General features: G+C 62.7%; 19 protein-coding genes. 9 read left to right on the top strand and 10 right to left on the bottom strand.

Features of this window, described 5'->3' with window-relative positions:
* Positions 1–66 precede the first annotated feature (66 nt).
* The 4 genes from ACW4TB_RS00555 (at position 67) to ACW4TB_RS00570 (ending at position 4,894) form a co-directional block, all read left to right on the top strand.
* Positions 67–936, top strand: a complete 870-nt coding sequence (locus tag ACW4TB_RS00555; protein WP_254467006.1) for a LysR family transcriptional regulator — start codon at positions 67–69, stop codon at positions 934–936.
* Positions 937–1,053: 117 nt separating this feature from the next.
* Positions 1,054–2,112: a putative 2-aminoethylphosphonate ABC transporter ATP-binding protein gene (locus ACW4TB_RS00560; RefSeq protein ID WP_254467007.1), complete on the top strand. Its 1,059-nt coding sequence runs from the start codon at positions 1,054–1,056 to the stop codon at positions 2,110–2,112.
* A 1-nt stretch (position 2,113) separates the two neighbouring features.
* A complete protein-coding gene (locus ACW4TB_RS00565; RefSeq protein WP_254467008.1) occupies positions 2,114–3,838 on the top strand; it encodes a putative 2-aminoethylphosphonate ABC transporter permease subunit in 1,725 nt (574 codons plus the stop codon).
* A gap of 30 nt (positions 3,839–3,868) precedes the next feature.
* A complete protein-coding gene (locus tag ACW4TB_RS00570) occupies positions 3,869–4,894 on the top strand; it encodes a putative 2-aminoethylphosphonate ABC transporter substrate-binding protein (protein WP_279929326.1) in 1,026 nt (341 codons plus the stop codon).
* A gap of 83 nt (positions 4,895–4,977) precedes the next feature.
* Here the strand turns inward: ACW4TB_RS00570 and ACW4TB_RS00575 are convergent, their stop codons facing one another.
* Both ACW4TB_RS00575 and ACW4TB_RS00580 read right to left on the bottom strand, forming a co-directional pair.
* On the bottom strand, positions 4,978–6,342 hold the full coding sequence (locus tag ACW4TB_RS00575) for a GTPase/DUF3482 domain-containing protein (RefSeq protein ID WP_012312277.1): 1,365 nt from the start codon (positions 6,340–6,342) through the stop codon (positions 4,978–4,980).
* A complete protein-coding gene (locus tag ACW4TB_RS00580; protein ID WP_455842869.1) occupies positions 6,335–7,714 on the bottom strand; it encodes a DUF2868 domain-containing protein in 1,380 nt (459 codons plus the stop codon). Before ACW4TB_RS00580 ends, ACW4TB_RS00575 begins: the two co-directional genes overlap by 8 nt.
* A gap of 66 nt (positions 7,715–7,780) precedes the next feature.
* Here ACW4TB_RS00580 and ACW4TB_RS00585 point away from each other — a divergent pair, with 66 nt between their 5' ends.
* On the top strand, positions 7,781–8,296 hold the full coding sequence (locus ACW4TB_RS00585; protein WP_012312279.1) for a dihydrofolate reductase: 516 nt from the start codon (positions 7,781–7,783) through the stop codon (positions 8,294–8,296).
* Between the two features lie 34 nt (positions 8,297–8,330).
* Here the strand turns inward: ACW4TB_RS00585 and ACW4TB_RS00590 are convergent, their stop codons facing one another.
* A complete protein-coding gene (locus ACW4TB_RS00590) occupies positions 8,331–9,722 on the bottom strand; it encodes an L-cystine transporter (protein WP_279929323.1) in 1,392 nt (463 codons plus the stop codon).
* A 241-nt stretch (positions 9,723–9,963) separates the two neighbouring features.
* Here ACW4TB_RS00590 and ACW4TB_RS00595 point away from each other — a divergent pair, with 241 nt between their 5' ends.
* The gene (locus ACW4TB_RS00595; protein ID WP_012312281.1) at positions 9,964–11,019 is read left to right on the top strand and encodes an HAD family hydrolase; all 1,056 of its coding nucleotides are present in this window, start codon (positions 9,964–9,966) and stop codon (positions 11,017–11,019) included.
* Positions 11,020–11,400: 381 nt separating this feature from the next.
* On the opposite strand, the gene ilvD is transcribed toward ACW4TB_RS00595, so the two are convergent.
* Positions 11,401–13,242, bottom strand: a complete 1,842-nt coding sequence (gene ilvD / locus ACW4TB_RS00600; RefSeq protein WP_012312282.1) for a dihydroxy-acid dehydratase — start codon at positions 13,240–13,242, stop codon at positions 11,401–11,403.
* Between the two features lie 479 nt (positions 13,243–13,721).
* On the opposite strand from ilvD, the gene mgtE reads away from it, so the two are divergent.
* On the top strand, positions 13,722–14,777 hold the full coding sequence (gene mgtE, locus ACW4TB_RS00605) for a magnesium transporter (RefSeq protein ID WP_254467010.1): 1,056 nt from the start codon (positions 13,722–13,724) through the stop codon (positions 14,775–14,777).
* A gap of 39 nt (positions 14,778–14,816) precedes the next feature.
* Here the strand turns inward: mgtE and ACW4TB_RS00610 are convergent, their stop codons facing one another.
* Positions 14,817–16,013 (bottom strand): class I SAM-dependent rRNA methyltransferase, encoded by a 1,197-nt coding sequence (locus tag ACW4TB_RS00610; protein WP_254467011.1) that lies wholly within the window; start codon positions 16,011–16,013, stop codon positions 14,817–14,819.
* A 155-nt stretch (positions 16,014–16,168) separates the two neighbouring features.
* Between ACW4TB_RS00610 and ACW4TB_RS00615 the strand changes: the two genes are divergently transcribed.
* Complete coding sequence (locus ACW4TB_RS00615; RefSeq protein WP_012312285.1) at positions 16,169–17,041, top strand: HDOD domain-containing protein; 873 nt, start codon at positions 16,169–16,171, stop codon at positions 17,039–17,041.
* A 3-nt stretch (positions 17,042–17,044) separates the two neighbouring features.
* Positions 17,045–17,857, top strand: coding sequence for a bifunctional DNA-formamidopyrimidine glycosylase/DNA-(apurinic or apyrimidinic site) lyase (gene mutM / locus ACW4TB_RS00620; protein ID WP_279929316.1), 813 nt, complete (start codon positions 17,045–17,047; stop codon positions 17,855–17,857).
* A 58-nt stretch (positions 17,858–17,915) separates the two neighbouring features.
* On the opposite strand, the gene ACW4TB_RS00625 is transcribed toward mutM, so the two are convergent.
* From ACW4TB_RS00625 to ACW4TB_RS00645, 5 genes are all read right to left on the bottom strand, one after another.
* The gene (locus tag ACW4TB_RS00625) at positions 17,916–18,167 is read right to left on the bottom strand and encodes a YfhL family 4Fe-4S dicluster ferredoxin (protein WP_009683359.1); all 252 of its coding nucleotides are present in this window, start codon (positions 18,165–18,167) and stop codon (positions 17,916–17,918) included.
* A gap of 107 nt (positions 18,168–18,274) precedes the next feature.
* Positions 18,275–18,754 carry a pantetheine-phosphate adenylyltransferase gene (gene coaD / locus ACW4TB_RS00630; RefSeq protein WP_012312287.1) on the bottom strand — a complete coding sequence of 160 codons (480 nt, stop codon included), beginning with the start codon at positions 18,752–18,754 and terminating at the stop codon, positions 18,275–18,277.
* A gap of 111 nt (positions 18,755–18,865) precedes the next feature.
* Positions 18,866–20,464, bottom strand: coding sequence for a GMC family oxidoreductase (locus tag ACW4TB_RS00635; protein WP_279929311.1), 1,599 nt, complete (start codon positions 20,462–20,464; stop codon positions 18,866–18,868).
* Positions 20,465–20,485: 21 nt separating this feature from the next.
* Positions 20,486–20,971, bottom strand: a complete 486-nt coding sequence (locus ACW4TB_RS00640) for a hypothetical protein (RefSeq protein ID WP_012312289.1) — start codon at positions 20,969–20,971, stop codon at positions 20,486–20,488.
* Between the two features lie 10 nt (positions 20,972–20,981).
* A complete protein-coding gene (locus ACW4TB_RS00645; RefSeq protein WP_042111078.1) occupies positions 20,982–22,412 on the bottom strand; it encodes a coniferyl aldehyde dehydrogenase in 1,431 nt (476 codons plus the stop codon).
* Positions 22,413–22,437: the final 25 nt, after the last annotated feature.

A 22,437-nucleotide genomic window follows, 5' to 3' on the forward strand; every position in this document is an offset into this window, starting at 1 on the left:
CAGACTTATGAAACTACACAGCGCTGCCTCTGCTTACGGCTGCTTTTGCGGCTGCGGAGCCCCGCAATGCTAAGTGCCGAGCTCAAAGCCTTCTACATGGTGGCCCGCCTGGGCAGCATCACCCTGGCGGCAAAGAAACTTGGCCTCAGCCAGCCGACGGTGACCACCCAGATCCGCAACCTCGAAAGCCAGTACGCGGTGGAGCTTTTCTACCGCGGCGGCCGACGCCTGGTGCTGAGCGAGGAGGGCGTGCGCCTGCTGCCGATGGTCAAGGCGCTGCTGCAACAGGAAGCCGATATCGAGTTCGAGCTGCGCAACAGCGGCCATGCCCAAGGCAACCTGCGCATCGCTGCCACCGCGCCGTATTACATCCTCGACCTTGTGAAGATCTTCCGTGAGCGCTTGCCACAGGTGGGCGTGACCGTGGAAATCGGCAATTCGCAGCAGGTGCTGGAGATGCTGGAGGACTACCGCGTCGATGTCGCCGCCTCTTCACAGTTGGTGGAGGATGCTCGCCTGGTGAGGCGCGTGCTGGGCACTGACCCGCTTGTGGTGGCGGTGCACCGCAATCATCCGCTGGCGCACCGTCAAGTGGTATCTATCGAGGTGGTGGCAGGGCAATGCCTGCTGATGCGCGAAAAAGGCTCGACCACGCGCAAGCTCACCGAAGAAATGATGCACGGCGCTGGGGTGAAGGCCGAAGCGGTGCTGGAAATCGGCAGCCGCGAGTCGATCCGTGAGGCGGTGCTGCGCAATATCGGCGTCAGCGTGATTGCCCGGCACGAGGTGCCGCACAACTCGGAGCTGCGGGTGCTGACACTGGAAGACGCGCCGGTGATGCATGAGTACCTGTACTGCCTGAAGGAAAGACGCCAGGCCCGGTTGCCGGCAGCCTTCCTCGGTGTAGCGCAAGAAGTGGTGGGGTCGCAGTTCTGAACCGGCAGCGTCACTACAAAATCTGCCTATACCACTATCGCCCGCTTTTGCCCCGCCGCCACAGAACCTTCGCACAGCCTTTTTAGCATGGCCACATCTGCTCGATGAGGCTTTGCCATGAACCACGCCACCCCGGGCGCACAAATGAAAGTGCGCGGTATCCACAAGCGTTTCGGCGCCTTCACGGCGTTGAACAATGTCTCCCTGGACATCGCCGCCGGCGAGCTGGTTTGCCTGCTCGGCCCTTCCGGCTGCGGCAAGACCACCCTGCTGCGATGCATCGCAGGGCTGGAACGCCAAGACCGTGGCGAGTTGTACATCGGTGAGCGTGACATCAGCGAATTACCCCCCCAGGCGCGTGACTACGGCATCCTCTTTCAATCCTACGCGCTGTTCCCCAACCTCAATGTCGAAGCCAACATTGCCTACGGCCTGAACCGCAGTGGCCGTGAAGAAAGCCGCCAGCGCGTAGCCGAGATGCTGGACCTGGTAGGCCTGGCCGGCAGTGAAAAGAAATACCCCGGGCAATTGTCCGGTGGTCAACAGCAGCGGGTTGCGTTGGCCCGTGCCCTGGCCCCGTCGCCCTCGCTGCTGTTGCTCGACGAGCCGATGTCGGCGCTGGATGCGCGTGTGCGTGAGCACCTGTGTACCGAACTTAGACAGCTGCAGCGTCAACTGGGTATCACCACGCTGATGGTCACCCACAACCAGGACGAGGCCATGTTGATGGCCGACCGCATTGCGGTGATGAACAACGGCCAGGTCGAGCAGTACGCCACCCCTCAGGAAATCTACGATCAGCCGTCCACGCCGTTCGTTGCCGAGTTCGTTGGCCAAGGCAACTGGCTGCCGTTTCAGCGTACTGGCGACAGCCACGCTCAAGTGGGCGCCATGAGCATGCGTCTGGCAGCGGGTGCGCTGCGGGCCAGCAGCGGAAGACTGTTCTGCCGCCCGGAGGCAATCACCGTCAACCCAGTGATGCACGAAGAAAACCTCTTCCCGGCCAAGGTCCATGAAATCACATTCCTCGGCAACCGCTGCCGCATGAGCTTTGAGCTCAAGGCCCTGCCGGGCCATCCGCTGCTCGCCGAGTTGGCGCCAGAAGCCATGCCACGCCTGGGCTCGCAGGACATCTGGGTGGCTCTACCGCCACAGAGCCTGCAGGTGTTTGCCTGAGATGGCCGCGCCCATGCCCTTGTCGCTGACCCAATCCAAGCACACAGCGCGCAATGATGTTGCCTTCGGTGATCGGTTGTTCGTCGTCGGTGGCAAGTGCCTGCTGCTGACCTTGCTGTTGCTGGCGGTGCTGATGCCGTTGCTGGCGATCTTCTGGCGCGGCTTCAGCGGTGATGCCGGCCAGGGTGGCGGCCTGCTGGCGGCTCGTGAATTGTTCGCCAGCGAAAACTTCCACTGGCTGCTTGGCAACAGCTTGTCGGTTGCCTTCACGGTTGCCGCGATCGTGGTCCCCCTGGCATACCTGTTCGCTTATGCCTTGCAGCGCACGCTGATACCGGCCAAGGGGCTGTGGCGGGGGATCTCGCTGCTGCCACTGCTGGCGCCGTCGATGTTGCCGGCGATTGCCCTGGTCTATCTGTTCGGTAACCAAGGCCTGCTGCGCGGGTTGCTCAGTGACAACATCTATGGCTTCTGGGGCATTGTCCTGGGGGAGGCCATCTACACCTTCCCGCATGCGCTTATGATCCTGCTGTCGGCCTTGTCGCTGGCCGACGCACGGTTGTTCGATGCCGCCTCCAGCATGGGGGCCGGGGCGTCGCGGGCGTTTCGCAGCATTACCTGGCCGGCAACGCGCCAGGCGGTGTTCGCGGCGTTCTGCCTGGTGTTTACCCTGACCATCACCGATTTCGGTGTACCGGTGGTTGTCGGTGGCGACTACCAGGTGCTGGCGCTCGAGGCCTACAAGGCGGTCGTCGGCCAGCAGCAATTCGGCCGGGGTGCATTGATCGGCATGGTACTGCTGGTGCCGGCATTGCTGAGCTTTGCGGTAGATGCCTGGCTGCGTCGCCGTCAGGGCGAGGCCATGAGTGGTCGTGCCCAGGTGTTCGAGCCCAAGCCGTCGTCTGGTCGTGATGCCTGCTATCTGGTGATCGTCCTGCTGGTATGCACGGTGCTGGTGGGCGTGATCGGTATGGCGGTGTACTCGTCTCTGGTGACCTTCTGGCCCTACAACCTGACCTTGTCGTTCAAGCACTACATGTTCGAAGACACCGCTGGCGGTGGCTGGCTGGCCTATCGCAACAGCGTGACCATGGCCATCGGCACCGCGCTGATCGGCAGCATGGTGATTTTTGCCGGTGCCTACCTGATGGAGAAAACCCAGGGCCAGCGTTTGCTCAACCAGGCCCTGCGCCTGCTCAGCTTCATCCCCATGGCGGTGCCGGGGTTGGTGCTGGGCCTGGGCTATGTCTTCTTCTTCAACCTCAGTGGCAACCCCCTGCACGTGTTCTATGGCGGCATGGGGCTCTTGGTGGTATGCACCATCGCCCACTACCTGACCACTGCGCAGATGACCGCAACCACGGCGTTGCGCCAGCTCGATGGCGAGTTCGAGGCCGCCGCGCTGTCGCTCAAGGCGCCGTTGTACAAGCACTTCGTGCGGGTCACCGTGCCGATCTGCCTGCCCGCACTGCTGGACATCATCCGTTATCTGTTCGTCTCGGCCATGACCACGGTATCGGCGGCAATCTTCCTGTACAGCCCCGACACCATTCTCGCCGCCGTCGCTGTGCTGAACATGGACGATGCCGGCAATGTCGGCGGCGCTGCCGCCATGTCGACCTTGATCCTGCTGACCAGTGCGGCTGCATCGCTGCTGCTGGCCGGCGCTTCCCGCGGCCTGCTACGCCGCTCCCAGGCCTGGCGCCAGCGCGCTCCCGGCCATTGACCGACTGCCCACACTGACAGGAAACGCATCATGTTCAAGCCCCTCGCACTTGCCGCTGCCGTGTCCGCTGTATTCAGCCTGCAGGCTTCGGCCGCCAGTACGCAGCTGACCGTCTACACCGCCCTGGAAGCCGAGCAGCTCAAGACGTACAAGCTGGCCTTCGAAAAGGCCAATCCGGACATCGAGATCAAGTGGGTGCGTGACTCCACCGGCATCATCACTGCCAAGCTGCTGGCCGAGAAAGAGCGCCCGCAGGCCGATGCGGTATGGGGGCTGGCGGCTTCCAGCCTGGCCATCCTCGACCAGAACGGCATGCTTGAAGCCTATGCACCGAAAGATCTGGGCAAGATCTCCGCCAACTACCGAGACGCTGCCAACCCGCCAGCTTGGGTCGGCATGGACGTTTGGGCCGCGACGATCTGCTTCAATACCATCGAGGCTCAGAAGCAGGGCCTGAGCAAACCGGTGAGCTGGCAGGACCTGACCAAGCCGGAGTACAAGGGCAAGATCGTGATGCCGAACCCGGCGTCGTCGGGTACCGGCTTCCTGGATGTGAGCGCATGGCTGCAGACCTTTGGCGAGCCTCAGGGCTGGGTTTATATGGACGCGCTGCACCAGAACATCGGCCAGTACGTCCATTCCGGCTCCAAGCCTTGCAAACTGGCTGCGGCAGGGGAGTTCCCGATCGGTATCTCCTTCGAGTACCCGGCGGTGCAGCTCAAGCGCCAGGGCGCGCCACTAGATATCGTCCTGCCCAAGGAAGGCCTGGGCTGGGAGATCGAGGCGACTGCAGTGATCAAAGGTTCACCGAAGGCTGATGCCGCCAAGCGGCTGGCGGATTTCTCGGCAAGCCCTGCGGCCATGGAGCTGTACAAGGAAAACTTCGCTGTACTCGCTGCGCCGGGCATTGCCAAGCCGCAAACCGAGCTGCCCGCGGACTATGAGCAGCGCCTGATCAAGAACGACTTTGCCTGGGCTTCGAAGAACCGTGACCAGATCCTGGCCGAGTGGCGCAAGCGTTATGACGGCAAGTCGGAGAAGGTGGCGCAGCAGTAAGATCTGTGAGGCTTGCGCCCTCAGGTTGGCAGTGCCAAACCTGAGGGCGCGGGTTTACCCGCGATCAGGCTGGAACGGATAGCTCAAATCTGCAATACCAGTGCTTCCAGCTGTTCCTGCCGCTCAGTCTGGTTCACCCGCGCCCCCGGATTGAGCGTCGACCACTGCGGATGCGCCCGCGCTTTGCTCAGCGCCTCGGGAAGCTTGCCTTCACGCCAGGTTTTCTCGTCCGGCTCATTCAGGCGAATACTGTTCTGTGCTGCATGCCCGCGGGTATCCAGTGCTGCCATCAACTGTTGCTGACGCAACGCCAATAGCCGCAACACCGTGTCATCCACCGTCAGCTCGCGCTGGCCCTTCAGTTTGCCCATCAACCGTGCGCCATAGTTGCGTGCAGTCTGCAGGGCTCCGCCGGCAATGGCTCCGGCCAAGGCGGCAGCACCCAGCGTAAGGCCACCGACCAGCAGGTCGACCCCCGCGCCGGCCGCTGCCCCTGCCGCCACGCCGCTGCCCAGGCGTACGCCCAATAGCTTCAAGGTTTCAGGGTTGAACAGGTCATCGCCCCAGCGCCCGTTCAACAGCGGCAGGTCACCGGCATTGGCATCTTCGCGACGGAAACCGTAGAGCTTCAGAAGCGCTTCGACGCAGCGCTGTTCTCGCTGGCGCACATCTTGGCGCAAGGCCTCGATGGCCTTGGCTTCAGCCGCTGGTTCAGTTTCGACGCTGCGCCGACATGCTGCGCAGTCGAGCAGCAGCTCTGCGATCAGCCGTTTACCGCTGTGCTGGCGGGCCAGCCGCTGTGCCTGCTGGTCGTCGATCAGCCGCTGCAGGGCGGGGCGGGCGTCTTCAAGCAGCAATGCCAAGCTCTCGTAAAGGCGGCGCTCGCCGTCTTCGGGAGGCGCAACGCTGTCGAACCGTACCAGCGCATGCAGCCCGAGGCGGGCCAGGGCCTCGCGCCATTCAGGTTCGCGATGCTGGCTGCTGGCGACGAAGTTGAGCACCGGCAGCAATGGCTTGCCGCAACTGGCCAGCACCTCCAGTTCGTCGCGGTATTTGGCCAGCACCGGCTCGCGGGCATCGATCACATACAGGCCGGCATTGCTGGCCAGCAACTGGCGCAGCACCTTGGCTTCCTGCTCGAAGCGCTGACGTGCTTCGCTGCCCTGCAGAAAGCGCTCCAGCCGTGCCGGGCCGTCCAGGCGCTCGCCCGGCCGTTCAAGGCGCTCCAGGTAGTCGAGCAAGGCAATGGCATCTTCCAGCCCGGGGGTATCGTAGAGCTCAAGCAGCGGCTCACCGTCCACCGAAAGGCGCGCGCCCTCGACGTGGCGGGTGGTGCTCGGGCGATGAGACACCTCGCCGAAGCCGACATCGCGGGTCAGGGTGCGCAGCAGCGAGGTCTTGCCGACATTGGTGTGGCCGACCACGGCCAGTTTCAGTGGCTCAGTCATGGCCATGCTCCAGCCAGTTCATGGGGGCGCTGTCGGCGTGGGGCAGGCCCAGCCGGTCGAGGGCTTCATGCCAGTCCCCCAGGCGCTCGGCGTCCAGGACCTGGCCCGGGGCAGCCTGCAACAACCAGATGCGCGTGGCACCGGCATTGCGTGCCAGCTCTGCCAGAAGTGCCAGGCTGCCGCGGTCAGGTGAGCGGCGGGGGTCACAGGCGATGGCCAGGCGTGCCGGAGGGAAGCGGCTCAACTGCTCGAGCAGCCGGTTGCGCGATTCACGGCTGTCGAGTACGCCGGCGTCGGTCACCCCCTTGGCCAGCGCAGGCGGCCATGGGCGCTGGTCGTCCAGTTCGAGGCCGACCAGCAAGGCCCCACTGCTGCCGGTTTCCAGTTGACCTGCCTGGAGCTGTGGCAACGCTTCGGGGGCGGTGTCCTGCACACCAATCCGTTCGCTGCGGGGCATCAGTGCATCGCGCAGTTGGGCGTAGCCGGGCAGGCTGAGGTCCAGTGCCAGGCGTCGGCGACCCTGGTACCAGCGCCACAGGCACAAACCAGCCAACAGCAGGCGCGGCAGCAGGCCATAAACCAACACTACGCCCAGCAGCCAGCTGGCCCAGGCCTGGCGGGCGATATCAACGGCCAGCTGGGTGTCGCCGCTGGCGCGGATCATGCCCTCGTCCGGCACGGCAAAGCCGAGCAGTGAGGGCAGGGCACCAAGCGTTTGGGTAAGGGTGATGAAGGGCTCGGGGGCGAGCAGGGTGGTTTCCCAGACGAAGCCGTAGCGCCGGGTGGCAAGCAACACCAGCAGTAGTGTCAGCGCACTGAGCATGGCCGCCAGCCACAAGCTGTGCACGAGCAGGCCAAGCAACCAGCGGTTGAGGCGCTGGCGCTGCAGTAGCACCAGCAGTGCTGGCGCCAGGTGTACGGCCTTGGCGTCGCGCGCGAAGCGTTCGCTCAGCCAGAGCCACAGCCGTCCCAGGCTGGCGCCATGTTCGCCACTCAAGGCCAGCCCGGCGGCCCAGCCCAGAAGCATCAGCAGGTTGAGCCCGAGCAGGCTGCCCAGCGCCCAGAACACGTTCACCGGGCGCAGGCCATCGCCGAGGGCGGCAAAGGCAAGGCCCGCGCCGCTGAGTATGGCCAACAGCAGCAACGCCAGCAGGGCCAGGCGTGCGCCTTGTTTCCAGTGCTGCAGGGCAGTGGTCATGCCATCCCGATCGGCCAGGAACAGTGCACGTGCTTCGATGCGGGCCGCCAGGTCGCCGCCCTGCTGGCGGGCGTGGCGGTTGGCTTCCTGATCCTCCAGGGGGCCGGCGTGTTCCTCGCGCAGGCGCACCGCTTCGGTGAGCCAGCGCTTGTCCAGTGGAGTATGTCCAGTCACAGGGTATTCCATTGCACGGTTCAGGGCGCAAGCATAACCCACCATGGGTTTGCTATCCTCGCCGGCATGACTACTTCACTCCCCCTCAGCCTGATTGCGGCCCTCGCCGAGAACCGCGTCATCGGCATCGACAACACCATGCCCTGGCACTTGCCGGGGGATTTCAAATACTTCAAGGCCACCACCTTGGGCAAGCCGATCATCATGGGCCGCAAGACCTGGGATTCGCTGGGCAGGCCGCTGCCGGGGCGCCTGAACATCGTGGTCAGTCGTCAGACGGGCTTGGCGCTGGCCGGCGCCGAAGTGTTCGCTTCGCTCGAAGATGCGCTGGAGCGCGCTGAGCAATGGGCGCGTGAGCAGGGTGTTGACGAACTGATGCTGATCGGCGGGGCGCAGTTGTACGCTCAGGCCCTGGAAAAGGGCTTGGTGAGCCGTATGTATCTGACCCGGGTGGAGCTTTCGCCGCAAGGGGATGCGTGGTTCCCGGAGTTCGACAAGGCGCAGTGGCAGCTGGCATCGAGTGAGCCGCAGACAGAGGCGGACAAGCCTGCGTATCACTTCGAGGTGTGGGACAAGTCTTGAAGTGGTTGGGGCTGCGCAAGCAGCCCCGTTGAGATCAGGAGTGGCTCAACTCGGCATGCTCATCGCCGGCCATCACATCCTTGTCGGTTTCTTTCAACAACTGGCTGGTCACCACGCCCGCCGTCATCGAGCCGTTCACGTTCAAGGCCGTTCGGCCCATGTCGATCAGCGGTTCAACCGAAATCAGCAGTGCCACCAGCTCGACCGGCAGCCCCATCGCTGGCAGCACGATCAGCGCTGCGAAGGTCGCACCGCCGCCCACGCCGGCAACGCCAGCGGAACTCAAGGTCACGATGGCCACCAAGGTCGCGATCCACAGCGGGTCGAAGGTGTCGATACCCACTGCCGGGGCCACCATCACCGCCAACATGGCCGGGTAGAGCCCGGCGCAGCCATTCTGGCCAATGGTTGCACCGAACGAGGCGCTGAAGCTGGCGATCGACTGTGGTACGCCCAGGCGACGGGTCTGCGCCTCGATGTTCAACGGGATGCTTGCCGCGCTGGAGCGGCTGGTGAAGGCGAAGGTCAGCACCGGCCATACCTTGCGCAGGAAGCGCAGCGGGCTGACGCCGGTTGCGGCCAAGATGATGCCGTGCACCACGAACATGAGGCCCAGGCCGATGTACGACACTACGACGAAACTGCCGAGCTTGAGGATGTCGTCCAGGTTGGAGCTGGCCACCACTTTGGTCATCAGCGCCAGCACGCCGTACGGGGTCAGCTTCATCACCAGGCGCACCAGGCGCATTACCCAGGCCTGCAGGGTATCGATGGCCGAGAGGGCGCGTGCGCCCTTCTCGGAGTCATCCTTGATCAGCTGCAGCGCGGCCAGCCCGACGAACACGGCGAAGATCACCACGCTGATGATTGAGGTCGGCTTGGCCCGTGCCAGGTCGCCTACCGGATTGCTTGGGATGAACGAAAGCAGCAGTTGCGGGATGTTGAGGTCGGCGACCTTGCCGGCATAGTCACTGTGGATGGCCTGCAGGCGTGCGCTTTCCTGTGCGCCTGCCACCAGCCCCTCGGCGCTCAGGCCGAACAGATTGGTCAGGGCGATACCTATCAGCGCTGCGATGGCAGTGGTCAGCAGCAGTGTGCCGATGGTCAGGAAGCTGATGCGGCCAAGCGAGGAGGCGTTGTGCAGGCGGGCCACGGCGCTGAGGATCGAGGCGAAGATCAGCGGCATGACGATCATCTGCAGCAAGCCGACATAGCCGTTGCCGACTAGGTCCAGCCAGCCGATGGTGGCTTTCAGTACCGGGTGGCCAGCACCGTAGAGGGTGTGCAGCACCAGGCCGAAGCCCACACCCAATGCCAGGCCGAGCAAGACTTTCTTGGCCAGGCTCCAGTCGGTATGGCGAGTTTGCGCCAGGCCCAGCAGCAAGGCCAGGAACACTAGCAGGTTGAGAGACAGCGGCAGGTTCATTGAAGCTCCAGGAAAAAGCAGAAGAGGCATCGCCTCTGTGAGCGATTGCGAACGGAAATGCTAACAGCCTGAAAACAAACGAATTTATACCCAAAGGTAATTTGCTTAGTCGTTTATGGAATAACAGGTGGTCGTAAATAGCAATGAACACGACGTTTACAATTGTATGAGCGTCGCAGTGGAAGGGGGCTCGGGTGAGTGGGTGGTCTAGCTTTTCCCGATCAATTCAGGAGATTCGTACATGAAGTTTGCTCCGAAAGCCTTGGCCATCGGTTTGTCGCTGCTGTTCAGTATCGAAAGCGGAGCCACTGAGCTTAAGCACTGGCCAACTGAGGCGGCCAAGCAGCTCGACGCGATGATTGCCGCCAATGCCAACAAGGGAAATTACGCGGTGTTCGACATGGACAACACCAGCTACCGCTACGACCTTGAAGAAGCCTTGCTGCCGTTCATGGAGAACAAGGGCCTGCTGACCCGCGAAAAGCTCGACCCGTCACTCAAGCTGATCCCGTTCAAAGACACCGCCGAGCACAAGGAAAGCCTGTTCAGTTACTACTACCGCCTGTGCGAAATCGACGACATGGTCTGCTACCCGTGGGTGGCCCAGGTGTTCTCGGGCTTTACCCTCAAGGAGCTGAAAGTGCAGGTCGATGAGCTGATGGCTTCTGCCACGCCTATCCCTAGCACCTACTTTGAAGGGGGCAAGGTAAAAGCCATCGAGGTGCAACCACCCAAGGTCTTCACCGGCCAGGCCGAGCTTTACAACAAACTGATGGAAAATGGCATCGAGGTGTATGTCATTTCGGCAGCGTCCGAAGAGCTGGTGCGCATGGTCGCGTCCGACCCCAAGTACGGCTACAACGTGAAACCGCAGAACGTCATAGGCGTCAGCCTGCTACTCAAGGACCGCACCAGCGGCCACTTGACCACCGCACGCAAGCAGATCAGTGAAGGCAAGTACGATGCGACGGCCAACGCTGGCCTGGAACTGACCCCTTACCTGTGGACGCCGGCGACCTGGATGGCTGGCAAACAGGCGGCGATCCTTACCTATATCGATGAGTGGAAGAAGCCGGTACTGGTGGGCGGTGATACCCCGACCAGTGATGGCTACATGCAGTTTCATGGCGTGGACATTGGCAAGGGCGGTATCCACCTGTGGATAAACCGCAAGGCCAAATACATGGACCAGTTGAACGGGATGATCGCCAGGAACGCGGCGGCCCAGGCGAAGGCGGGGTTGCCGGTGACAGCGGACAAGAACTGGGTGATCGTCACGCCGGAGCAGATTCAGTAGGCCATTGGGTGCCTGTGCAGGCCCACATGGACCGCGCAGATCCTGAGGTCTGCGCTGTACATGTGGGAGACTCTATGGTTATCAGCAAGCCATTTTCGCGCCTTTGGTGACCTATTCGTTCTGATTTTTCATCAGGGCGAATGCCACTCGTGCGAATTTTCTAGCCAGGATTACCTTTGCGGGGCTTTCTTTTGAGTCTTGTATCGGATTTACCGGCCCTATCGCCGGCAAGCCGGCTCCCACTGGGTTTGCGCTGAGCTTGAGAGCAGCGGGGTGCCTGTGGGAGCCGGCTTGCCGGCGATGGGCCGCAAAGCGGCCCTAAATCACTTGACTGCCTGGCACTAGGGCTCAGGGCGCCGGTTTCTTCACGTCTTCAAGGCCTCACAGCCCTTCAAGCATCGCCTTGTTGCGCACAGCACCCTTGTCGGCACTGGTCGCCAGCAGGGCGTAGGCTTTCAGCGCGGTGGTCACCTTGCGTGGGCGTACTTCGGCCGGTTTCCAGCCTTTCTTGTCCTGCTCCACGCGGCGTGCAGCCAGCTCTTCATCACTGACCTGCAGGTTGATCGAACGGTTGGGGATGTCGATCAATACCTTGTCGCCGTCACGTACCAGGCCGATCGCGCCGCCAGCAGCGGCTTCTGGCGAGGCATGGCCGATCGACAGGCCCGAGGTACCACCCGAGAAGCGGCCATCGGTGAGCAACGCGCAAGCTTTACCCAGGCCTTTGGATTTCAGGTACGAAGTCGGGTAGAGCATTTCTTGCATGCCCGGGCCACCTTTCGGACCTTCGTAACGGATGATGACGATGTCACCGGCCTTCACTTCGTCGGCGAGGATGCCGCGCACGGCGCTGTCCTGGCTTTCGAAGATTTTTGCGTTGCCTTCGAACACGTGGATCGACTCATCGACACCTGCGGTTTTCACCACGCAGCCATCCAGGGCGATATTGCCGTACAGCACTGCCAGGCCGCCTTCCTGTGAGTAGGCATGTTCGAAGCTGCGGATACAGCCGTTTTCACGGTCGTCGTCCAGGGTTTCCCAACGGGTCGACTGGCTGAAGGCAGTCTGGGTCGGGATACCCGCCGGGCCGGCTTTGAAGAAGGTGTGCACCGCTTCATCGTCGGTTTGGGTGATATCCCATTTGGCGATGGCTTCTTCCATGCTGCGGCTGTGTACCGTCGGCAGGTCGGTGTGCAGCAGGCCGCCGCGGGCCAGCGAGCCGAGGATGCTGAAGATGCCGCCGGCGCGGTGGACGTCTTCCATGTGGTACTTCTGGATGTTCGGCGCCACTTTGCACAGCTGCGGTACTTTGCGCGAGAGACGGTCGATGTCACGCAGGTCGAATGCCACTTCGCCTTCCTGTGCTGCGGCCAGCAGGTGCAGGATGGTGTTGGTCGAACCGCCCATGGCGATGTCGAGCATCATGGCGTTTTCGAACGCCTTGAAGTTGGCGATGCTGCGCGGCAGTACCGAGTCGTCGTTCTCGCCGTAGTAGCGCTTGCACAACTCGACGATCGTGCGGCCGGCGGTGAGGAACAGCTGCTCACGGTCGGCGTGGGTGGCCAGGGTCGAACCGTTGCCTGGCAAGGCCAGGCCGAGTGCTTCGGTCAGGCAGTTCATCGAGTTGGCGGTGAACATGCCGGAGCAGGAACCGCAGGTCGGGCAGGCGCTGCGCTCGTATTCGGCAACCTTTTCGTCGGAGGCCGAAGAGTCTGCAGCAATGACCATGGCGTCGACCAGGTCCAGGCCGTGGCTGGCCAGTTTGGTCTTGCCGGCTTCCATCGGGCCGCCGGACACGAAGATCACAGGGATGTTCAGGCGCAGGGCGGCCATCAGCATGCCGGGGGTGATCTTGTCGCAGTTGGAAATGCACACGATGGCGTCGGCGCAGTGGGCATTGACCATGTATTCCACGGCGTCGGCGATGATCTCGCGGCTCGGCAGGGAGTACAGCATGCCGTCATGGCCCATGGCGATGCCGTCATCCACCGCAATGGTGTTGAACTCTTTGGCCACGCCACCGGCGCGTTCGATTTCGCGGGCGACCAGCTGGCCCAGGTCCTTCAGGTGCACATGGCCCGGGACGAACTGGGTGAACGAGTTGGCGATGGCGATGATCGGTTTCTTGAAATCTTCGTCTTTCATCCCGGTGGCGCGCCACAGGGCACGGGCGCCGGCCATGTTGCGGCCTTGGGTGGAAGTCTTGGAACGATAATCAGGCATGAAGCACTCCTGGCGGCTTAATCAGGTCACAAAAAGGGGAGTGAGCTTCTCTTTTCCTATGCGCCTTAGGCCGGTTGCCACTGGCACGGATGGGGCCGAAGACACAACGGGATCGCCGCGTGCTCGACCAGAGCTCATAAACCCGCCGGGGATGACTGGCGATGAATAGCCCGATTCTACACCGCTGGCGCAGCGAGGGAATGGCGATGTGTCTGGGCGGTGGCTCGGGGAGCATGACCGGCACTTTGTAGGACCGATCTGAAAAGCCCGGTGCGCAGCTGACAGGTGCGTCTTGGCTGCTTATGATCCGCCGCGCCGCATGTGCGGCTTCACGAGACATTACCTCAATGGACCTTCCCAGTTTCAGTTCATACAGAACCTGCAAATTGGCACTGAGCGCGCCGTCGCCAGGGCTTCCGAAGGCTTGAGCCCGTGTGGCTGAGGTTTACGGGTGCCTGCGTCGGCGCCTGGAGAATCTCATGCAACACACTTCCGATTTCGTCGTTTCCCCGCTCGACCTGCGTCAGGCTGCCCAGGCGCGTCGTGATGGCCTGCTTCATCCTGAAGGCTACCCCGAAGGCACAGCCGGTTACCTGATGACCAGCGAGTATTCGTGTCTGGATGCCGGCCTCACTGCCAGCCAGGCGATCGACATGCTGCGCCGTGAGGCCGCAGATGCAGAAACCATCTATCAGTCCTATGTGCTCGACGAGAGACGCAACCTGCTGGGTACACTTTCCCTGCGCGAGCTGATCCTTGCCGCGCCTGAACAACCGATCGAGCAGTTCATGGTGCGTAAGGTCATTTGCGTCTGTACCTCGACCCGCCAGGAAGAAGTGGCGCGGTTGATCCGCGAGCACGACCTGCTGGCGGTGCCGGTGCTGGATGAGGCCGGCCGTTTGGTAGGCCTGGTGACCTGCGATGACGCACTCGATGTGGTCGTCGAAGAGGCTACCGAGGACTTCCACAAGGGCGCATCCATCACTAACCACGTGGGCAATCTCAGGGACGCCACTGTCAGTCTGCTGTACCGCAAGCGGGTGTTGTGGCTGGTGCTGCTGGTGTTTGGCAATCTGTTTTCAGGGGCGGGGATCGCGGCATTCGAGGAAACCATTGCCGCGCATATCGTCCTGGTGTTTTTCCTGCCGCTTTTGGTGGACAGCGGTGGCAACGCGGGTGCGCAGTCGGCGACACTGATGGTACGTGGCCTGGCAACGGGCGAGGTGGTGATGCGCGACTGGTTGCGCATGCTGGCACGTGAATGCGCTGTGGCGCTGGCGCTGGGCGGCACTATGGCGGTGGCGGTGGCATCGCTGGGGGCGCTGCGCGGTGGGGCGGATGTCGCCTTGATCGTTGCCAGCAGCATGCTGGTGATCGTCCTGCTGGGCAGCCTGATTGGCATGAGCCTGCCCTTCATGTTTACCAGGCTCAAGCTCGATCCGGCCACTGCCAGCGGGCCGCTGGTGACTTCTATCGCCGATGCGGCAGGTGTGCTGGTGTATTTCGGTATTGCTTCTTACGTGCTGGACATCTGAGGCATCCAAGGGGCCGCAGCGCGGCCCCTTGGACGTGTATCAGCTGTTGGGCAGCAACCGGCAGGTAATGCTCTTGATATAGCGGGTTTCAGCGATGGCCGGGTGAACCGGGTGGTCCGGGCCTTGGCCGCCGCGTTCGAGCAGTTGCAGGTTGCGGTCCAGGTGGCGGGCGCTGGTCAGCAGGATGTTGTTCAGGTCGTCCTCTGGCAAGTGCATCGAGCACGAGGCGCTGACCAGGATGCCATCCTTGGTAAGCATGCGCATGGCCTGTTCGTTGAGGCGGCGGTAGGCGGCTTCGCCGTTTTTCAGGTCTTTCTTGCGCTTGATGAACGCGGGTGGGTCGGCAATGATCACGTCGAAGCGCTCCTCAGCGGCTTTCAGCTCGCGCAGAGCCTCGAACACGTCGCCTTCGATGCAGGTCAGTTTTTCGCTGATGCCATTGAGCGCGGCATTACGTTCAACGCCATCCAGGGCAAAGCCTGAGGCATCCACACAGAACACTTCGCTGGCGCCGAATGCGCCGGCCTGCACGCCCCAGCCACCAATGTAGCTGAACAGGTCGAGCACACGCTTGCCTTTGACGTAGGGCGCCAGACGCGCGCGGTTCATGCGGTGGTCATAGAACCAGCCGGTCTTCTGGCCTTCGCGTACCGGCGCTTCGAACTTCACGCCGTTTTCTTCCAGTGGCACCCAGTCCGGCACTTCGCCGTAGACGGTTTCGACGTAACGCTGCAAGCCTTCGGCGTCGCGGGCGGCGGAATCGTTCTTGAACAGGATGCCGCTGGGCTTGAGGACCTGGACGAGGGCGGCGATCACGTCGTCCTTGTGCAGTTCCATGGTGGCGGAGGCCAGCTGTACCACGAGAATGTCGAAGAAGCGGTCGACCACCAGGCCCGGCAGCAGGTCGGAATCACCATAGACCAGGCGGTAGCACGGCTGGTCGAACAGGCGCTGGCGCAGGGACAGCGCAACGTTGAGGCGGTGTACCAGCAGCGACTTGTCCAGCGGCAGCTTGGCATCGCGCGACAGCAGGCGGGCGCAGATCAGGTTGTTCGGGCTCAGCGCCACGATACCCAGCGGCTTGCCGTTGGCGGCCTCGAGGATCGCCTGTTGGCCGGCCTCAAAGCCCTGCAGCGGCGTCGCGGTGACATCGACTTCGTTGCTGTAGACCCACAGGTGGCCGGCGCGCAGGCGGCGGTCGGCATTGGCTTTGAGGCGAAGGCTGGGCAGGGACATGACGTCGCTCCGGGAAAAAAGAGCGGGAGTATAACCGGTTGGCCCTTGATTCGGTGCAGGGTACGACAAACTGCCCTGCCTGTTCGCGGGCACAAGCGCTACAAGTCGAGCGACCTACAGGGTTAGAATCCCCCGTCCTCAACGAGTATGTACGTATGTCCCAAGAACTCAGCGCCGAACAGATCCAGCAAGCCTTGCAAGGCATTACCATCCCGCCGCAACCGCAGATCATGGTCGACCTGCAGTTCGAGCAGTACATGCCCGACCCGGACCTGGAAACCATCGCCAAGCTGATTTCCCAGGACCCTGGCCTGTCCGGTGCCTTGCTCAAGCTGGTCAACTCGCCGCACTTCGGGCTGTCCAACAAGATCGGTTCGATCCAGCGTGCGGTAAACCTGCTGGGTAGCCGTTCGATCATCAACCTGATCAACGCCCAGTCGATCAAGGGCGAAATGAGCGACGAGACCATCGTTACCCTCAACCGCTTCTGGGACACTGCCCAGGATGTTGCCATGACCTGCCTGACACTGGCCAAGCGTACCGGCATCCAGGCGGCGGACGAGGCCTACACCCTCGGGCTGTTCCATGATTGCGGCGTCCCGCTGATGCTCAAGCGTTTCCCCAACTATATGGATGTACTGGAAGAGGCCTACGCCAAGGCTGATGCGCAAACACGGGTGGTCGACACCGAGAACCGTGCATTCAACACCAATCATTCGGTGGTCGGCTATTTCACCGCCAAGTCCTGGCGCCTGCCGGAGCACATCAGCGCGGCCATCGCCAACCATCACAATGCCCTGGCCGTGTTCCGCGAGGAGTCGCCGCGCAACACCCAGAGCCAGCTGAAGAACCTGCTGGCGGTGCTGAAGATGGCCGAACACATCTGCGCGTCCTGCCGGGTGTTGGGCAACCAGCATGTCGACCATGAGTGGAATGCGGTCGGCCCGCTGGTACTGGACTACATCGGTTTGTCGGAGTACGACTTCGAGAACCTCAAACAGACCATTCGCGAGCTGGGCGGGCACTGATTCATGCCGGAATTACCCGAAGTAGAGACCACGCGGCGTGGTATCGCGCCGCACCTGGAAGGCCAGCGGGTCAGCCGCGTGGTTGTGCGAGACCGGCGCTTGCGCTGGCCAATCCCGGAGGACCTGGACGTGCGTTTGTCCGGGCAGCGTATTCTCAGCGTCGAGCGGCGCGCCAAATACCTGCTGATCAATGCCGAGGTCGGCACCTTGATCAGCCATCTGGGCATGTCGGGCAACCTGCGTCTGGTGCAGCTGGGGCTACCGGCGGCCAAGCATGAGCACGTCGATATCGAACTGGAGTCGGGGCTGATGCTGCGCTACACCGACCCACGTCGTTTCGGTGCCATGCTCTGGAGCCTTGATCCGCTCAATCACGAGCTGCTGCTGCGTCTGGGCCCAGAGCCGTTGACCGACCTGTTCGACGGCGAGCGCCTGTTTCAGCTGTCGCGTGGGCGGACGATGGCCGTCAAGCCTTTCATCATGGATAACGCGGTGGTGGTGGGCGTGGGCAATATCTACGCGACCGAGGCGCTGTTTGCCGCCGGTATCGACCCACGCCGTGAGGCGGGCGGAATTTCCCGTACCCGTTACCTGAAACTGGCCATCGAGATCAAGCGCGTGCTGGCGGCAGCCATCGAGCAAGGGGGCACGACCTTGCGCGATTTCATTGGCGGCGACGGACAGCCGGGTTATTTCCAGCAGGAACTATTCGTGTACGGCCGGGGCGGGATGCTGTGCAAGCTGTGCGGCACTACCTTGCGTGAGGCCAAGCTTGGGCAGCGGGCCAGCGTTTACTGCCCGCGTTGCCAGCGTTGAATGGTATGGCCCAATCGCCGGCTTGCCGGCGATTGGGCCATACGGAGCGGCGCATCGATCAAGCCTTGCCGGTAATCCGGCGGTACTTGGCCATCAGCTGTTCTTCGGTTTCCGGGTGCGCTTCATCCAGCGGGATGCAGTCGACCGGGCAGACCTGCTGGCACTGCGGCTCGTCGTAGTGACCCACGCACTGGGTGCACAGGTTCGGATCGATCACGTAGATCTCTTCGCCTTGGGAGATGGCCTCGTTCGGGCACTCGGGTTCGCAGACGTCGCAGTTGATGCAATCGTCGGTGATAATCAGGGACATGGGGACTCCGGCCGGGGCTCACCGCCCGGGCATGTTCAACGCAATGGGCACAATTGTGCCGCATTCGCGCCCGCAGTGCACGCGGGCGCGATAATCAGCGCTCAGGCTTATTTCTTGAAGCGTTCAGTCAAAGCCTCGGCCACCACCGGGTGCACGAACTTGGTGATGTCGCCTCCCAGTGCAGCGATTTCCCGGACCAGGGTCGAGGAAATGAACGAATAGCGCTCCGAAGGCGTGAGGAACAGGCTTTCGACCTCTGGCGCCAGTTGCCGATTCATGTTCGCCAGCTGGAATTCGTATTCGAAGTCGGACACTGCCCGCAGCCCACGCAAGAAGACGTTGGCGCCCTGTTCCTTGGCAAAATGCGCAAGCAGGGTGGAAAAGCCGATGACTTCGACATTGGGCAGGTGCTTGGTCACCTCACGGGCCAGCGCTACCCGTTGTTCCAGCGGGAACAGCGGGTTCTTCTTCGGGCTGGCTGCCACTGCGATGATCACGTGGTCGAACAGCCGCGAGGCGCGCTCGACCAGGTCGCCATGGCCCTTGGTAATAGGGTCGAAAGTACCCGGGTACAACACTCGGTTCATCGCGTCATCCTGGCTGGAGTGCGTTGGGGAGTCGGATGGTAGCGCAGCGATTGCGCGCGGCCAAGTCATGCGGCAGGCTGATGGCACTATAGACAGCAGGGGCATTTGTTGTCATGCACTCTGTGCCAGGCGGGAGAGCAGGGCGTCGGTGAGCTTCGCGCTGATGGCGTAGACCGACAGTTGCGGGTTTGCACCGATGCTGGTCGGGAACAGCGAGCCGTCGTGAATCGACAGGTTTTCCAGCTGATGGTGACGGCCCAGGCTGTCGCACACCGCGTGACGTGGGTCTTCGCCCATTGCGCAGCCGCCCATCACGTGGGCGCTGCCCAGGCGCGTATGGAACGGCTCCAGCTGCAAGCCGTCGATCATGCGTTGGGCCTGCGCCAGGCTTGTAGCCGCGCGGGCACTGCTGTGCGCGGGTGTAACCTGTGTGGCGCCCGCCGCGAACTGAATCTGGGCCATGCTGTGAAAGGCCCGGCGCAGGCCGTCTCGCAAGTAGTCGGTGACCTGGTAATCGAGCACCGGTGAGCCATCGCCACGCAGTTCCACCGTGCCGCCCGGGCTTTCTGGGTGGAAACCGTCGCGCAACAGCGCAAGCATGACGTGGGTGTGCGGCAGCTCGGCCATGCGCAGGGCATTTTCGACACCATCGCCACCGAGCAAGGTGCTGGCCAGCGCCGGGTGCAGGGGCGGTACTTCAAGTTTGTAGCCGACCGCGCCATCGACGCCGTCCTGCCATTGAAAGTGGTCACTGTAGATGGACTGCGGAGCGCCGTAGTAAGGGTCGATGCGTGCGTCGAAGCGTGCCGCGCTGAAGTTGACCAGGTGCAGGAAAGTCCGCTTGCCCAGGCACTGGTGGGGGTCAGGAGCCTTGGAGCGCAGCAGCAGGGCGGGGCTGTTGATGCCACCGCCTGCGAGGATGTAGTGGCGTGCGCGCACAGTGATGCTGCGCCCGTTGGTGTGTATTCCTCGTGCGTCCAGCCCTTGGCAGCGCAGATGCTCGATGCGCTCGCCATCATGCTCAAAGCGTTCGGCCCGGGCCAGGTACAGCAGCTCGCCGCCCTTGTCGAGCATGGCTGGAATGCGCGTCACCAGCATCGATTGTTTGGCGTTGACCGGGCAACCCATGCCGCAATAGCCAAGGTTCCAGCACCCCCGGACATTGCGCGCAATTACGGCCCATCGGTAGCCGAGCTGTTCACACCCACGGCGCAGTACGTCGTTGTTGGCGTTTGGTGGCACCGCCCAGGGGGTAATCCCGAGGTCTTGCTCGATGCGTTCGAACCAGGGGCGTAGTGCGTCTTTGTCCAGCCCTTTTACGTTGTGGGCCGTGGCCCAGTGGGCCAAGGTCGGCGCGGGCGTGCGAAAGCTGGAGGTCCAGTTGACCAGCGTGGTGCCGCCTACCGCACGGCCCTGCAGAATGGTAATGGCGCCGTCCTTGCTCATCCTGCCCAGGCCTTCCTGGTAGAGACTGGCGTAGGCCTCATTCTCTAGCAGGTGGAAGTCACTGCTGGTTTTGAGGGGGCCTTCCTCGATCAGCAGTACCTTGAGGCCTGCGGCACTGAGCATCTGCGCGCTGGTGGCGCCGCCGGCACCGCTGCCTATCACGGCAATGTCGGCTTGCAGGCTGAGGTCCTGCTCCAGGCGTGAGCCATCATGGGTAATCCAGCCGCGTTCGAGGCCTTGGCGAAACGGGTCGATGACAGGCATTGAAGATGCTCTTGTTGTTGGTCAGATTTTCGGCGGCCCGGGGTAACCACAGGCTGCCCAGCTTTCCGGGCGTTCGTACCAGGCCATCGTCAGCAGTTGCACGATCGACGAGTGCCCCATGCGCAGCAGGTTCAGCGAACTGTCCTGCCAGCGTTGCAGAAAAGCGGTTATCTGCGGTTCACCGGCCTGTTCCCAGGCGCCCCAGACCCCGGTCAGCGGCCCACGGGTCAGCGGCAGGCTGAGCACATCGAACAACTGCCGGGTGAGCTTGAGCATTTGCGGGGACAGTGCCGCCAGTTTGTCGTCGAGAGTGGGCAGCACCAGTACTGCGCTTGCCGAAGTACCGGCAAGCACCACCGGGATCAGTGCCCGCAGCAATGGCAGGTCGTCTTCGCGCAATACGTGGTACCCGGATGCAGGCGCCTGAGGGCTGCAACCGACCAGGCTGGCACTGGCCAGGAACACACTGGCCCCCAGGCTGAAACGCATGAATTCGCGCCGCTGCATGGCCCGGACCTCAGCGGATGAACAGTTTGTAGACCAGGCGCTGCAACGCCTTGCCATACGGCGGGTAGATCAGGCGTGCGGCGTTCAGGCGCTGCTTGGCCAGCACTGCCTTGGCCTTGCTGAAGGTCAGGAAGCCGTCATGGCCGTGGTAGTGGCCCATGCCCGAAGGGCCGATGCCGCCGAACGGCAGATCGTCCTGAGCGACATGCAGCAGTGTGTCGTTGAGGCATACACCGCCGGAGTGGCTGTGCTGCAGTACATGTTCCTGCTCGGCACGGTCGTAGCCGAAGTAGTACAGCGCCAGTGGGCGTGGCCGTTCGTTGATGTAGTCCAGGGCATCGTCGATGCTGTCATAGGGTATTACCGGCAGCAGCGGGCCAAAGATTTCGTCCTGCATCACCTGCATGCTGTCATTGACCTCCAGCAGCAACTGCGGCGGCAGGCGCCTGCCCTGGCGGGGCTCGTCCGGGTACAGGTCGATGATCTGCGCGCCCTTGCTGCTGGCGTCGTCCGCCAGGTGTTGCAGGCGCTGCAGTTGCCTCGGATTGATGATGGCGCTGTAGTCTGGGTTGTCGGCGATGCGTGGGTAAAACCGGTGGACCGCCCTGCGGTAGGCATCGCTGAAGGCGATCAGGCGTTCGCGTGGTACCAGGACGTAATCTGGGGCGACGCAGGTCTGGCCGGCGTTGAGGGTCTTGCCGAACGCGATACGCTCGGCGGCGCTATCCAGCGGCACGCTGGACGAAACGATGGCCGGCGACTTACCGCCGAGTTCCAGTGTGACCGGGGTCAGGTTTTGCGCTGCGGCCAGCATGACCTGGCGCCCGACGCTTGTGGCGCCGGTGAACAGCAGGTGATCGAAGGGTAGCCGGGCAAATGCCTGGCCGACTTCCACCTCGCCCAGCACCACGCTGACCAAGTCGTGCGGGAATACCTGCTCAAGCAAGGTTTTCAGCGCCAGGGCGCTGGCAGGTGTGGCCTCACTGAGCTTGAGCATCACCCGGTTGCCGGCGGCCAGGGCGCAGGTCAGCGGGCCAATGGCGAGAAACAGGGGGTAGTTCCACGGCACGATGATGCCCACTACGCCCAGCGGCTGATATAGGACTCGGGCGATGGCCGGCTGGAAGGCCAGGCCTACGGTTCGCCTTGCTGGTCGCATCCAGCGCTTGAGGTGGCGCTCGGCATGGCGAATACCTTGTACCGAAGGCAGCAGTTCGGCCAATAGGGTTTCGTCGGCGCTGCGGCCGGAGAAATCCGTATCGATGGCTTCTATCAGTCGTTGCTGATCCGCCAGCAAGGCCTCGCGCAGGCTTTTCAGCCATTGCCGGCGTTGGGCCAGGGGCGGCATGGGGTTGCCCGCAAATGCTTTGCGCTGGGTGGCGAACGTGGCCGCCAGGTCGATGTCGGACTGCAAGGGAGGCACGGCGATAGGTGAAGTCACGGCGGCTCTCATCGGGGCTAGAGAA

The organism is Lelliottia jeotgali (assembly GCF_977070485.1).